The following is a 14281-nucleotide window of genomic DNA, read 5'->3' as shown; positions in this document are numbered from 1 at the left end:
TCATTTCACTCCGTTCGAAGATTTTCTTTAACAGGGCTGAATGTCCTCCGGTGAAACGGAGTAGCACCGTAAAGTTTAAGCGCGCTGACATGCTGCTCCGTTCCGTAGCCCATGTTCCGGTCAAATCCATACTCCGGATGCCGGGCTGCTATTTCTCTCATCATCCGGTCTCTTGTTACTTTGGCGACAATTGATGCAGCCGCGATGGAGATGCTTCTCGCATCTCCTTTTATCAGCTTTTCCTGCGGAATGTCCGTTTCAATCTCCATCGCATCAATAAGAAGGAAATCCGGTGCTTCAGGGAGGCTCTCAACAGCAAGCTTCATCGCCTTTCTCGAAGCCTGGTAAATATTGATCCGGTCAATTTCCCCTGCCTCCACAACCCCTGTTCCTACGGCTGCCGCTTCTTTTACGATGATTTCATAAAAGGCATCCCTTTTGCTTTCGGAAAGCTGCTTTGAGTCATTCAGCCCTTCCAGATAAAAATCGCTTGGGAGCACGACTGCTCCAGCAACGACAGGCCCTGCAAGAGGGCCTCTCCCTGCTTCATCGATGCCTGCGATCCAGCGGTGCCCTTTTTGAAGAGCCGCGGTCTCAAACACTTTGAGTTCCTCAAATTTCTTCTTAAGCTGCTGACTTTTTTCCAGTTTTCCCGCATGCCGCGCTGCCAGTCTGCGGACCGAAATGCGGTCATCAGCCATGAACATTTCCAGAAGAGGATCTTGTTTGCTGCTTACCTGTTCCAAAATTGCTTCTATCTCTTTTACGGTTCGTTTCATATTCTGTTTCCCCTATATTGGTATCGGTTATATGTACAAAAAATAAAGACCTGCTGCAGGCAGGCCTCTTTATCATATCTCTTCTCCTGGTTTTTCGAAAGAGAGCGGGCCGAGTTTTTCGGACCGTATTTCCCTGATGATTAATTCTGAGGTTTTGTCATAATCCACGATGCCTCCGCTCATCACAGCGCCTCTCCGTTCTGCGATCTCATCAAAAAGCGGAACAATCTCATCCGGTATGTCTTCAAGGCCAAACCGGTCCTTGAGCCGGTCCGGATAGTTCTCTTTCAAAAAGTTCAGCGCGTATACCGCGATATCCTGAAGGTTTAATATCGTATCTTTGATCGCACCGGTCACAGCCAGTTTATAGCCGACAAGCGGATCCTCAAATTTCGGCCACAGGATTCCGGGAGTATCGAGAAGCTCGATTTCCTTTCCGACCTTCACCCATTGCTGAGCAGTCGTTACGCCTGGGCGGTCCCCTGTTTTCGCCATGTTCTTCTTGGCCAGTCTGTTAATAAGCGTGGATTTGCCGACATTCGGGATCCCGATGATCAGGGCTCTGATGGCCCGGGGGCGGACTCCCTTCGCTTCAAGGCGGTCAAACTTCTCCTTTAAGACAATTTTCGAGAGCGGCAAAATATCTTTCAGGCCTTTTCCTGACTGGGCATCAAGCGGAAGAGCGTGGATGCCTTTTTCTTTAAAATAGGAAAGCCATTCCTTCGTGACCCTCGCATCTGCCATATCGGCTTTATTCAGCAGGATAATCCGCGGTTTTGATGAAACGATCTCATCAATCATCGGATTCCTGGAGGAAAGCGGAAGTCTCGCATCTACAAGTTCATAGACGATGTCTATAAGCTTCAGTTTTTCCGTTACCTGTCTTCTTGCTTTGGCCATGTGGCCCGGAAACCATTGTATTGCCATGCCGGCACCTTCTTTCTACTTTACGATTCTTATATCCGAAAGCGGCCAGTACACAAAATTCGCCTCGCCCATAATATCTGAAACCGGCACTGTTCCGATATGGCGGCTGTCCTTGCTGATTCTGCGGTTATCCCCCATCACAAAAACGTGGCCTTCCGGAACCTTTTTACGGCCGGCAGCCTCACTAAGTGTGAAATTTTCGGTGAGCGGGGGGTCGATCAGCTGCTTTTTATAATCTTCGAGAAACGGCTCATCTATAGCCTTTCCATTTATATATAGCTGGTCCCGCCTGTACTCCACAGTATCACCGGGCAGCCCGATGATTCGTTTAATATAATCCTCACCCTCCGAGGCATGAAAGACTACAATTTCAAACCGGTCGGGGCCGGACGCCGCAAATCCCGCCTTGTTGACGATCATGCGGTCGTATGGATGGAGGGCGGGAAGCATGGATTCTCCGTCCACAACGACCGTGGTAAATAAAAACTGCCGGATTACAAGCGCTATCACAACGGCCAGTCCGATCGCTTTGAGCCACTCAAAAAGCTCGTTTTTATTTTTTGCCAAACAGCTCACCATCCCAATTTTCGGCTGATTCTATTTTTGCACATTCAAAGCTTGTTAAAACATGAGCGGCATGCCTGCTGGCAATAATAGCATTTTGCCTCCGCCCGGGATTGGCGCAGCTGAACCTTTTTATAGCTAAACGATAAAAAAAGAGCTTGTTGTCTGAACAAGCTCTTTCTCTAATTTATCGGATCTCTTTGATACGCGCTTTTTTACCGCGCAGTTCACGCAGATAGTAAAGCTTCGCACGGCGTACTTTACCGCGGCGCACGATTTCAAGATTCGCAATTTTAGGTGTGTGTACAGGGAATGTACGCTCAACACCAACACCGTAAGAAACCTTACGGACTGTGAATGTTTCGCTGATTCCACCGCCACGACGCTTAATCACAACACCTTCAAAAAGCTGGATACGTTCACGTGTTCCCTCGACAACTTTAACGTGTACACGTACAGTGTCACCAGGACGGAACGCAGGAAGATCAGTCTTCAGCTGTTCTTTTGTGATATCTTCAATTAGTTTTTGCATCGTATTCAACTCCTTCCAACAGATGCTCATTCCAATCTCATTTCATTGCAGCGGAACATCTTAATAAGGCTGCAGATTTCCGTAAGTAATCTCCGCAAACCACAAGAGATATCTTACCATAGATTTTCAGGAGATTGCAACTGCAATTCAGTTCTTTTTCAGCTTTTCGAGTACTTTTTTTTGCCTGTCCGAAAGCTCGAAGCTCTCAAGAAGGTCAGGCCTGCGCTCAACCGTCCTTCTCAGCGATTCCTCTTCCCGCCATTCCTCAATCAGCTTGTGATTTCCGGATATGAGGGTATCTGGAACCTTCAGGCCCCTGAAATCGGCAGGTCTTGTATAATGGGGGTGTTCAAGCAAGCCGGAGCTGAAAGAATCCTGCACGGGCGAATCCTCGTTGCCGAGTACGCCCGGCAGGAGGCGCACCACACTGTCTGCTATGGTCATGGAAGGCAGTTCTCCTCCGGTAAGGACAAAATCCCCGATTGAGATCTCGTCTGTCACGAGGTGCTCCCTGATCCTCTCATCATACCCTTCATAATGGCCGCAAATAAAGACGAGGTGCTCCGCTCCTGCAAGCTCTTCTGCCTTCTGCTGGTTAAAGCGCTCTCCCTGAGGACAGACCAGGATAATTCTTGGATCGGCAGAGGAGGTGCTTTTAATAGAATGAACAGCGTCAAAAATCGGCTGAGGCTTCAGGACCATTCCCGCTCCCCCGCCATATGGATAGTCGTCCACAGTCTGATGCTTATTGTCTGCGTAGTCCCTGAAATTGATGACATTGAATTCCACCGCTTTTTTCTCCTGTGCCTTCTTCATAATCGAATGATGAAGCACACCTTCAAACATTTCCGGAAAAATGGACAGAAAATCAATTCTCATCATCAATAAGGCCTTCCATCAGAGAAATGATAATCTTTTTGCTGGCAGGATCGATTTCTTTTACGATCTCACCAATATACGGAATCAGAACGTCCTTGCGGCGCGGACGTTTGATAACCCACACATCGTTCGCTCCGGGAGTCAGGATTTCCCTAACTGTTCCGATTTCTTCCCCCTGCTCTGTATAGACGGTGCAGCCGATGATTTCATGGAAGTAAAATTCATTTTCCTGCAGGTCCCCGAGCTCTGATTCCGGTACACGGATGGTCATCCCTTTGAAGGGCTCCACATCGTTAATGTTCGGATAGCCCTTTAAAGTGAGCAGATCAAAATTTTTGTGTTTGCGGTGGCTGTCAATCACAACTTCTTTCGGCTGGTCTTTTTGTTCTCCGAAGAGAAAGATTGTTTTGCCCGGCTTGTAGCGCTCTTCGGCAAAGTCAGTTACGGATACAACCCGGATCTCTCCTCTTATTCCATGGGTATTTACGATTTTCCCGACATTAAACCACTTTGTTTCCATAAAAATCACCTCAGCGAATTTCTGTTATGATGCCATCTTTTACGATGATGCAGCGTTCCGCTTTCAAGCCGGGCCATGCATCTCCGGCTTCGAGTTCGACAAGCGCCTGCATCTCAGTTTCCTTCAATTCACTTCCAAGTGGAAGAGTTTGAAGCTGATCAATTTGAAAATCGACCATTTTTATTTTGTCCTTGCGTTTTTCGATCTCTTTTTTATATTGCTGGTGCATTTCATTGCTAATGTTGGTTTTCTCAAGTTTTTTCAGCTGAAAATAAAGCTGGTCGCATTCGCGGAGCAGCTGCTCCCGATTAGAGGTAAACCCATCAAGAAGCTTGCTTTTGCTTTTTTCAGTCAGCACCTGCATGACTGACACCGTCTGCAAAATCTTCATCCACCATCCACCCTTCGGACACACTCTCTTTATTTTATCATTATCATGGTCCTGGAAGGAAGCACATAGAAGAGACATTGCAAAGAACGATGATGCATACCTTGGTATACTGCAGTCCGGGCACCGGGAAAGCAAGCTATACTCAATCCTGAGAACAAAAAAAGACAGGAGACTCGCTCCCGCCTTTCCAAGTTAATCGTTGATTTCAAGCTGAATCCGTTTAGAGGAGCGTGTCCCTGCTGCGTAAACAACAGAACGGATCGCTCTTGCAATTCTACCCTGCTTGCCAATGACTTTCCCGATGTCATTTTTGCTCACAGTAAGCCGGTAAACCACTGTGCGGCTCTGGACTTCCTCTTCGACTGAAACGGCATCCGGTTCGTCGACAAGCGGCTTAACAATTGTCTCGATTAACCCGACCATTTGATCCATCTTACTTGTTCAGTTTGGAATTGTGGAATTTTTCCATGATTCCTTGAGATGAGAACAAGTTGCGTACTGTATCAGACGGTTTTGCACCGTTTTGCATCCATTGAAGAGCCAAAGCTTCATCAATTTTCACTTCTGCAGGCTGAGCTACAGGATTGTAAGTTCCTACTGTTTCAATGAAACGTCCGTCACGAGGAGAACGGGAATCTGCTACTACGATACGGTAAAAAGGAGATTTTTTTGCTCCCATGCGTTTTAAACGAATTTTTACTGCCATTATTAAAGCACCTCCGAAAATAGTTCACAAGATAGTATATTACCAATGTATAATTGGTTTGTAAAGTGTTTTTTCTTAACAGGCCTGAAATTTACATGAATGGAAACTTCATTCCGCCTTTTCTCTTGCCTTTAGACATACTGGTCATCTGTTTCATCATCTTTTTCATGTCTTCAAACTGCTTCAGCAGCCTGTTGACTTCCGGGACAGTCGTACCGCTCCCTTTGGCGATCCGCTTTCTGCGGCTTGCGTTGATGACTTCAGGATGCTGCTTTTCCTGCTTCGTCATCGAACGGATAATCGCTTCGACAGATCCGATCTGCTTCTCATCCACCTGTACATTTTTCAGGCCCTTCATTTTGCCTGCGCCCGGAATCATTCCAAGAAGTTCATCAAGAGGCCCCATGCTGCGCACCTGGCCGAGCTGCTCGAGGAAATCATCAAATGTAAAGCTGGCTGTCCTCATTTTCTGTTCAAGCTCTTTTGCCTTCGATTCATCCACGTTTGCCTGAGCTTTTTCAATCAGGGTCAGGACGTCTCCCATCCCGAGGATGCGAGAAGCCATCCGCTCTGGGTGGAAAGCCTCTATGGCATCCAGCTTTTCGCCAAGGCCGACAAATTTGATCGGTGTGTCGGTCACGGCACGGATGGAGAGGGCTGCCCCGCCGCGTGTGTCCCCGTCAAGCTTTGTCAGGACAACTCCGGTGAGACCAAGCTGTTCATTAAAGCTCTGGGCTACGTTTACGGCGTCCTGGCCGGTCATGGCATCAACAACGAGGAAGATCTCGTCCGGATTAGCAAGCTCCTTCACCTGTGAGAGCTCATCCATGAGGTTTTCATCCACGTGAAGGCGGCCTGCCGTATCGATCAGCACATAATCATGATGCTCCGCTTTCGCATGGGCGATCGCCTGCCTGGCAATTTCCACCGGACTGACTTGATCTCCAAGCGAGAATACATCCATACTCAGCTGTTTGCCAAGTGTTTCGAGCTGCTTAATGGCAGCCGGACGGTATATATCCGCAGCGACGAGCAGAGGCTTCCGGTTTTGCTTTTTTCTGAGAAGGTTGGCAAGCTTTCCGGTTGTCGTTGTTTTACCTGCACCCTGCAGGCCGACCATCATGATGACAGTTGGAGACTTTTTAGCTACGGCGATTTTGCTCTGCTCCCCGCCCATCAGCACAGTAAGCTCTTCCTTAACAACCTTAATGACCTGCTGGCCCGGAGTCAGACTCTGCATGACCTCCTGGCCGATCGCCCGCTCATTAACTCTTTTCACAAAATCCTTTACCACTTTAAAGTTTACATCTGCTTCAAGCAGAGCTAAACGGACTTCTCTCATCATTTCTTTAACATCCGCTTCGGAGACTTTGCCTTTTCCGCGGATTTTCGTGATGGTCTGCTGAAGCCGGTCGGCTAATCCTTCGAAAGCCATCAGTACCGCCTCCTTATTCCAAATTATCCAGCGCTTCAATAAGATCCAGCAGCTGTTCCCTTTGCTCCGTTTCCGGAACAAGCTCCCTGACCTGTTTCATAATTGCATTGCGCTTCTGAAACTTATGAAGCAGCAGCAGCTTTTCTTCGTATTGCTCAAGCATCGCTTCTGTCCGTTTAATATTATCATAAACGGCCTGCCTGCTGATGCTGTATTCTTCGGCTATTTCACCAAGAGAGTAATCATCGAGATAATAAAGAGACATATAGCTCTTCTGCTTAGACGTCAGCAGAGACTGATAAAAATCAAAGAGGTAATTCATCCGCGTAGTCTTTTCTAAAATCACGGCTCTCTCCCCTTTTGTTAAGTGAAATCCCTTTACAATAATAACAGTTTACCCACTAAGCCCAAACATGTCAAGTTTTTATCTTGACGAAAAGAAAAGCGGAGGGCGCTTGGTCAGCTCTGAAGGACGGTGGAGCTCTCGACCGAAGGGCGCTTTTTGCCCTGACCGAGAGAGCGAAGCGGACGAAGAGCTAGCGCTCGGAGCTGGACACCAAGAAAAGCGGAGGCGGCTTGCCCAGCCGTGAAGGACGGTGGAGCTCCTGACGGAGAGGCGCTCTTTGCCTCGACCGAAGGAGCGAAGCGGCCGAACGGCTAGCCGCCGGAGCTGGACATCACGAAAAGCGGAGGGCGCTTGCTTATGCCGACTGGCACATTGGAGCTCCCGACCGAGAGGCGCTCTATGCCTCGACCGAGGGAGTGAAATGGGCCTGCGGCATAGCGCCCGGAGCTGGACACCACGAAAAGCGGAGGGCGCTTGGTCAGCTCTGAAGGACGGTGGAGCTCCTGACCGAGAGGCGCTCTTTGCCTCGACCGAGGGAGTGAAATGGGCCTGCGGCATAGCGCCCGGAGCTGGACACCACGAAAAGCGGAGGGCGCTTACTTATGCCGACTGGCACATTGGAGCTCCCGACTGAGAGGCGCTCTTTGCCTCGACCGAGGGAGTGAAGTGGGCCTGCGGCATAGCGCCCGGAGCTGGACTCCACGAAAAGCGGAGGGCGCTTACTTATGCCGACTGGCACATTGGAGCTCCCGACCGAGAGGCGCTCTTTGCCTCGACCGAGGGAGTGAAGTGGGCCTGCGGCATAGCGCCCGGAGCTGGACTCCACGAAAAGCGGAGGGCGCTTGCTTATGCCGACTGGCACATTGGAGCTCCCGACCGAGAGGCGCTCTTTGCCTCGACCGAGGGAGTGAAATGGGCCTGCGGCATAGCGCCCGGAGCTAGACACCAAGAAAAGCGGAGGCGGCTTACCCAGACCCGACAAGCATAAGACAGTTCACCGGAGGAAGGTGCTTTTCCCTTCCGCAGGTGAAATGGCTTATGACCTCGAGGGTCTAGCCGCCGGAGCTGGACATCACGAAAAGCGGAGGCGGCTTGCCCAGCTTTGATGACTGCGGAGCTCCAGACCTTCCATTTGTCGAATTGGTTCACTTCAATGTCGAATAGCTCATTTATTTTGTCGATTAGCTTCTCTATAATGTCGAATAGCTCCATTATAATGTCGAATAGCGATTTACCGTCAAAATACGCCGTAATTCGGCAAATTTCGCGCCCGCCGCCCGCCACACCCCACTCCGCATCCAAAAAAAAAAGAAAGCCCGCAGGACTTTCTTTTTTTCTAAACCCTCATGCTTCCTCAACAAGATCTGCAAAAAGGCCGTATACATATTGCTGGGCGTTGAAGACTTGCAGGTCATCAATTTTTTCGCCGAGCCCGACAAATTTGACCGGGATGTCCAGTTCATTGCGGATCGCGAGAACGATTCCGCCTTTTGCGGTTCCGTCGAGCTTCGTGAGGACGATTCCTGAGACGTTTGTCGACTGGGAGAACTGCTTGGCCTGGTTCATGGCATTTTGGCCGGTAGTAGCATCCAGGACTAACAGGACTTCGTGGGGGGCTCCCGGAATTTCCCGTTCAATCACGCGCTTTACTTTTTCCAGTTCGTTCATAAGATTGACTTTATTCTGCAGCCGGCCCGCCGTGTCACAGATGAGAACATCTGCTTTTCTGGCTTTTGCTGCCTGTACTGCATCGAACATGACGGCTGCAGGGTCAGAACCGGCCGATTGTTTGATGACTGCTGTTCCTGTCCGTTCACCCCATATTTCGAGCTGTTCGATGGCACCGGCACGGAATGTGTCGCCTGCCGCCAGTACGACGGATTTCCCTTCGCTCTTGAATTTATTGGCAAGCTTGCCGATTGTCGTCGTTTTCCCGACTCCATTCACGCCGACTACGAGAATAACGTTCAGACGGCCTTCCTGAAGATTCAGTGAAGTGGATGACTCCTGGCCGTTGTCATAGATTTCGACCAGTTTTTCAGAGATTACGTCCCGGACGTCAGCCGGGTCCTGGATGTTGCGGAGTTTGACCTCCTGCTTGAGCTCATCAATCAGGTCCATGACGGTTGCAACTCCGACATCCGCACCGATCAGAATCTCTTCAAGTTCTTCAAAAAACTCTTCATCTACTTTTCTGAATCTTGATACGAGCTCGTTGACGCGGCTGGAAAAATTGGTTCTCGTTTTTGTCAGGCCATCTTTGAATTTATTGGATACTGAATCAGACTGCTTTGTTAAATTTTCTTTTAACCGTTTAAAAAAACTCACATTCCCTCTTCCTTTCACTTCATCTCGGCAAATTCCCTGGAATCCTCAAGCCTTACGGATACAAGTTTGGATACCCCGGATTCCTGCATGGTTACGCCGTACAGCACATCACTTTCTTCCATCGTGCCTTTGCGGTGGGTGATGACAATAAACTGGGTCTGTCCGCTGAATCGCTTTAAATACTGCGCGAACCGGTGTACATTCGCTTCATCAAGGGCTGCTTCTACTTCATCCAGGATACAGAATGGAACAGGCCTTACCTTTAAGATCGAAAATAGCAGAGCGATTGCTGTCAGCGCTCTTTCTCCGCCTGAAAGGAGGCTCAGATTCTGCAGCTTTTTGCCAGGGGGCTGCGCTACAATGTCTACTCCCGTGTTCAGCAGATCTGAAGGATCCGAGAGCCTGAGCTCAGCCCGTCCACCGCCAAACAGTGCTTGGAAAACCGTCTCAAAGTGTGAACGGATCGCCTGGAACGTTTCGGAGAACCTCCGCTTCATTTCTGTATCCATCTCATCAATAATTTGATGAAGCGTATCTTTTGCACCCATTAAGTCTTCCCGCTGGTCATGAAGGAACTGATACCGCTCCGAGACTCTCTCATATTCATCGATCGCGCCGAGATTGACTGTTCCAAGCTCTTCGATCCCCCGCTTGATCAGTTTTACCTTTCTCCTTGCCTCATCCGGTTCAAGCTTCAGCTCGTACCGCTCCTTTGCTCTTTCAAAAGTAAGGAGATATTCCTCGCGGAGGTGATTCAGCTTCGAATCAAGCTCTACATCAAGACGGGTAAGTCTGACTTCCTCATCCTTCAGCCAGTCAGACATCTGCTTGTATATACGTGTGTTTTCTTTCAGATCGTGTTCCATTTTATCAAGCTCAGCATGGAGGCTTGAGCGTTCTGCTTTTTTCTCTTCGATGCTTTGAATCGTTTTCGTCTTTTCGGACAGCTTTTCTGCGGAAGCTCTCGATAGAGTATGCTCTCCGCTTGTATTAGAAGTTACTTCAGTGGCGAGAAGCTCCAGATCTTCTTTTGCTTCCTTCAGCCTTCTTGCGGTTTCATCCGTCTCAGAACGGAGACGCTCTGCTTTTTCGGAGGCATGTTCAAAAGCCTGCTGTTTTCCTGCAAGGGAGATTTTCAGCCCGGTCAGTTCCTGCTCCAGGCCCGATCTTGATTCCTGCTCGGTATGTTTAATGGAGGACATCTTCTTAATCTCTTTATCCATTTCTTCGAGCTTTTCAGCTGAACCGCTGATGAGAGTGTTCAGTTCAAGAAGGCGGTTCTCAAACTTCTCCCTTTCCTGATCAGATGCTTCTTTTTCAGCATCGTAAATGGTCAAGTGGTCATTTACATTTTTAACGCTCCACTCAGCTTCTTTTGCTGCCTGCTGGACTTCATTCAGCTCGTTCCGGATCTTTTCTCCTTCAGACCGCAGCTGTTCTACAAGCAGTTCCTGATTCTGAATGGAGGCTTTCAATTCTTTGACCCCGCGTTCCAACGCTTCAGTCTTTTCTTCCATTTCTTTCAGCTGCCCTGTAATCGCTTCTGTCTCCCGGTTCCGGCTGAGCAGGGAGCCAGTCTTTTGTTTAAGGGCTCCCCCGGTCATCGATCCGCCAGGGTTCACTACATCACCGTCCAGTGTAACGATCCGGTAGCGGAACTGAAGGAGTCTGGCCATTTCATTTGCCCCTTTAAGGTCCTGAGCAACGATGACAGAACCGAGGAGGTTTTCCATAACCAGCTGGTAGCTGGTACTGTATTCAGCCAGCTCTGAACCGATGCCGACAAATGAAGGATGCTCGCTGATCCTCATTTTGTCGGCTGATCCGACCTTCCGGCTCTTAATGACGGAGAGGGGCAAAAAGGTCGCTCGTCCGTAAGCGTTCTGCTTCAAGTAGGTGATGGCCTTCCTTGCTGTTTCTTCATTTTCCGTGACGATATGCTGTGAAGATCCGCCAAGAGCCGTCTCAATCGCTGTCTCAAATTCTTTTTTCGTCCTGAGCAGTTCAGCTACCGCTCCATGAATGCCGCTGAAGCGCTCTCTTGCCTTCAGGATTTCTTTTACTCCCTGGTAAAATCCTGAATAGTCCTCCTGCATCGCTTCCAGCATTTCCTTGCGGGAGCGTGTTTGCTGAAGGAACTGGTAGGCTTTATAGAGAGCGGATTCTTTTTTGCCGTACGAGTCCTTTTCCTGGTCAAGTCTGGCTTGGGTCTTGCGGAATGAAACGACTTGCGCATCCATCTTTTCTTCGAGCTGTGCAAGTTCTTTTTGGAGGAAGTCCTTCCTCTCGATGAGTCTTTCGCGCTCCTGCAGGTATTTGCTGTTGCTCTCAGATGCCCGCTCATGCTTTGCCGACTGCATTCTTTGCTGATCTTTTATGTAAGCTGCTTCATTTTTGGCAGAAGTCTGCTGATTGAGCACTTCAAAATATTCGCTTTTAAGCAGTTCAATTTCCTCTTCCACGTTTCGGCTGCGGGAGTCAAGGAGGGTCTGCTTCTCTTTTAACAGCTTTTTAGCTGCCTTCATTTCAACTGAGAGCAGCTCTGCTTTTTCTTCTTCCAACGCACGTTCAGCTGTTAGCACTTCAAGTTTTGCGCTGTTTTCCCGGATATTTTGCTGTAGCTGGCCTCTGTTTGCCTGCGCATTTTTTCTTCGTTCCTTCAGGAGCTCTTTTTTTCCTTCAAGCTTTTCAAGCTCTTCGCTCGTCTCAAGCAGGATCTGCTGAAGGCCCTCAAGTGTATCATCAAGTGCGGATATATGCCTGCGGCTGTCTTTGATGGCTTCTTCCTTTTGACGCACAACAGCTGCGAGCTCCGCTTCTTTCTGCTTGCCTTCTTCCGCTGAAGCTGTGAGGCCTGTCCACTTTTCATGAAGCACTTCAATATCATGAACGGTCAGCGCTACTTCAATCTGCTCCAGCTCTTCTTTTTTCTCTAAATAATCTTTCGCGATCGAAGCCTGGACTTTAAGCGGTTCGACCTGTCCTTCAAGTTCATGCAGGATATCCTGTACCCTGTTCAGGTTATCACGGGCCTCCGCCAGTTTGTGCTCTGCTTTCTTCTTCCTCGTTTTATACTTCAGGACTCCCGCTGCTTCTTCAAAAATGCTGCGGCGCTCTTCTGCCTTGCTGCTCAGGATTTCTTCTACTTTACCCTGGCTGATGATCGAGAAAGCTTCTTTCCCGAGGCCTGAATCCATAAACAAATCAACAATATCTTTTAGACGGCAGGATTGCCTGTTGATGTAGTATTCACTGTCTCCTGAACGGAAAACCTTGCGGGTGATGCTCACCTCATGATAATCAATCGGGAGAAAATGGTCTTCATTGTCGAGAGTAAGAGTCACTTCCGCGAGGTTAACACCTTTTCTTGAGTCGCTTCCGGCAAAAATGATATCTTCCATTTTTCCGCCGCGGAGTGATTTGGCAGACTGCTCGCCAAGAACCCACCTTACCGCGTCGGTGATGTTGCTTTTCCCGCTCCCGTTCGGTCCGACGACCGCTGTCACACCTTTAACAAAATCGACGCTTGCCCGATCTGCAAAAGATTTAAATCCTGCTATGTCCAATCGTTTGAGGAACATTCAGAGATCCTCCTTGCCATCATTAAATTCACACATATTCTAACACAATCTTTCTATTAAAAATAGAAGGGCTGACAAGGTTTCAAGCCTGTTCTTCAGTTAAACTTCCGCCGGTCAGCTCCCGCTTTATGCGTATCTTGCTGTAAATGAAAAAAGGGCCGGCACAGCGGATCCATTTCGTGCACGAGGATCGCACCGGCCGGCCGGGGATGGCTGTTTACGGCTTTGCTTGCATTTTGGAAAGGGCTTCCTGGGCTGCATGCTGCTCCGCTTCTTTCTTGGAGCGGCCATTTCCGGTTCCGAGCACCGTGCCCTCCAGCGCCACAACCGCTTCAAATTCCCTGCTGTGGGCCGGGCCCCTCTCTGAGAGGATCCTGTATTCGAGCGGTCCTCTGCCATCTCTTTGGACAAGTTCCTGGAGCTGGCTTTTGAAATCCATCACATGAGAAAAAGCACCCTCATTTACCTTCGGAAACACGTACTTGTCCAGAAAATCCACTACAGGCGCAAGCCCTCTGTCCAGATAAAGCGCACCGATAAAAGCTTCGAATACATCTGCAAGCAGCGCAGGCCTTGCCCGGCCTCCTGTCATTTCTTCCCCTTTTCCCAGGAGAATAAGGTTTCCAAATGAAAGGTCATTCGCAAATGCAACGAGTGAAGGCTCGCATACGATCGCTGCCCGGAGCTTTGTAAGGTCTCCCTCTGTCATCGTCGGATACTTGCTGTAAAGAAACTGGGATACGGTCAGTTCAAGGACAGCGTCGCCTAGAAATTCAAGGCGTTCATTGTCTTCATAAGGCTTCTTGCGATGCTCATTCACATAGGATGAATGGGTAAAGGCTTGGTAGAGCAATTTTTCATTCAGGAAGGTTTGTCCAATGCTTTGCTGAAACTTCTTAAATTCTTCCGCCTTTTTGGCAAAGTTCTTTCTCTCTTTATAATGTGTATGCTTTTGCATAGCTACCTCCATCATTACCAAAACGTATAGGGACTGGCTCCCTTCTAAAAAAGGGAGAAAGCCCCGCTGTCATTCAGCGGGACTTCAACATACTATTACTGCTGGCTTTGTATGTAGTTAACAGCGTCACCCACTGTAGCGATTTTCTCTGCATCTTCATCAGAAATCTCCATATCGAACTCATCTTCAAGTTCCATTACAAGCTCAACTACATCCAGGGAATCAGCTCCGAGGTCCTCTTTAAAAGAAGACTCCATTTTCACTTCGGAAGCATCGACTCCAAGGCGGTCAACGATGATCTTTGTTACGCGATCCAAAACGTCTGCCATTGCATT

The 14281-nt window shown here is 48.9% G+C and carries 15 protein-coding genes; all 15 read right to left on the bottom strand.

Annotated elements, in window-relative coordinates:
• Window positions 1-5 precede the first annotated feature (5 nt).
• Window positions 6-779, bottom strand: a complete 774-nt coding sequence (gene rnhB, locus GKZ89_RS04830; RefSeq protein WP_155111260.1) for a ribonuclease HII — start codon at window positions 777-779, stop codon at window positions 6-8.
• Between the two features lie 72 nt (window positions 780-851).
• The gene (ylqF, locus tag GKZ89_RS04825; protein ID WP_155111259.1) at window positions 852-1706 is read right to left on the bottom strand and encodes a ribosome biogenesis GTPase YlqF; all 855 of its coding nucleotides are present in this window, start codon (window positions 1704-1706) and stop codon (window positions 852-854) included.
• 15 nt (window positions 1707-1721) lie between these two features.
• Window positions 1722-2273 (bottom strand): signal peptidase I, encoded by a 552-nt coding sequence (lepB, locus tag GKZ89_RS04820; RefSeq protein WP_155111258.1) that lies wholly within the window; start codon window positions 2271-2273, stop codon window positions 1722-1724.
• A 184-nt stretch (window positions 2274-2457) separates the two neighbouring features.
• The gene (gene rplS, locus GKZ89_RS04815; RefSeq protein ID WP_155111257.1) at window positions 2458-2802 is read right to left on the bottom strand and encodes a 50S ribosomal protein L19; all 345 of its coding nucleotides are present in this window, start codon (window positions 2800-2802) and stop codon (window positions 2458-2460) included.
• Between the two features lie 147 nt (window positions 2803-2949).
• Window positions 2950-3681, bottom strand: coding sequence for a tRNA (guanosine(37)-N1)-methyltransferase TrmD (gene trmD / locus GKZ89_RS04810; RefSeq protein ID WP_194201622.1), 732 nt, complete (start codon window positions 3679-3681; stop codon window positions 2950-2952).
• Window positions 3671-4201, bottom strand: a complete 531-nt coding sequence (gene rimM, locus GKZ89_RS04805; protein WP_155111255.1) for a ribosome maturation factor RimM — start codon at window positions 4199-4201, stop codon at window positions 3671-3673. The genes trmD and rimM overlap by 11 nt, the downstream gene beginning before the upstream one ends.
• Window positions 4202-4211: 10 nt before the next feature.
• Window positions 4212-4592: a YlqD family protein gene (locus tag GKZ89_RS04800; RefSeq protein ID WP_155111254.1), complete on the bottom strand. Its 381-nt coding sequence runs from the start codon at window positions 4590-4592 to the stop codon at window positions 4212-4214.
• Window positions 4593-4784: 192 nt separating this feature from the next.
• Window positions 4785-5015 carry a KH domain-containing protein gene (locus GKZ89_RS04795; protein ID WP_155111253.1) on the bottom strand — a complete coding sequence of 77 codons (231 nt, stop codon included), beginning with the start codon at window positions 5013-5015 and terminating at the stop codon, window positions 4785-4787.
• A gap of 10 nt (window positions 5016-5025) precedes the next feature.
• Entirely contained in the window at window positions 5026-5298 is a 273-nt protein-coding gene (gene rpsP / locus GKZ89_RS04790; RefSeq protein ID WP_155111252.1) for a 30S ribosomal protein S16, read from the bottom strand.
• A 91-nt stretch (window positions 5299-5389) separates the two neighbouring features.
• Window positions 5390-6733 carry a signal recognition particle protein gene (gene ffh / locus GKZ89_RS04785; protein WP_155111251.1) on the bottom strand — a complete coding sequence of 448 codons (1344 nt, stop codon included), beginning with the start codon at window positions 6731-6733 and terminating at the stop codon, window positions 5390-5392.
• 13 nt (window positions 6734-6746) lie between these two features.
• The gene (locus GKZ89_RS04780) at window positions 6747-7079 is read right to left on the bottom strand and encodes a putative DNA-binding protein (RefSeq protein WP_164502876.1); all 333 of its coding nucleotides are present in this window, start codon (window positions 7077-7079) and stop codon (window positions 6747-6749) included.
• 1344 nt (window positions 7080-8423) lie between these two features.
• Window positions 8424-9407 carry a signal recognition particle-docking protein FtsY gene (ftsY, locus tag GKZ89_RS04775; protein WP_162356488.1) on the bottom strand — a complete coding sequence of 328 codons (984 nt, stop codon included), beginning with the start codon at window positions 9405-9407 and terminating at the stop codon, window positions 8424-8426.
• A 14-nt stretch (window positions 9408-9421) separates the two neighbouring features.
• Entirely contained in the window at window positions 9422-12988 is a 3567-nt protein-coding gene (smc, locus tag GKZ89_RS04770) for a chromosome segregation protein SMC (protein WP_155111250.1), read from the bottom strand.
• Between the two features lie 217 nt (window positions 12989-13205).
• Window positions 13206-13946, bottom strand: coding sequence for a ribonuclease III (rnc, locus tag GKZ89_RS04765; protein ID WP_155111249.1), 741 nt, complete (start codon window positions 13944-13946; stop codon window positions 13206-13208).
• Window positions 13947-14041: 95 nt separating this feature from the next.
• Complete coding sequence (gene acpP, locus GKZ89_RS04760; RefSeq protein ID WP_155111248.1) at window positions 14042-14275, bottom strand: acyl carrier protein; 234 nt, start codon at window positions 14273-14275, stop codon at window positions 14042-14044.
• Window positions 14276-14281 lie beyond the last annotated feature (6 nt).

Origin of the sequence: Metabacillus mangrovi, from assembly GCF_009711125.1 — a bacterium.
GTDB classification, from domain to species: Bacteria; Bacillota; Bacilli; order Bacillales; family Bacillaceae; genus Metabacillus_B; species Metabacillus_B mangrovi.
This window is presented reverse-complemented; position numbering and strand designations above follow the sequence as displayed.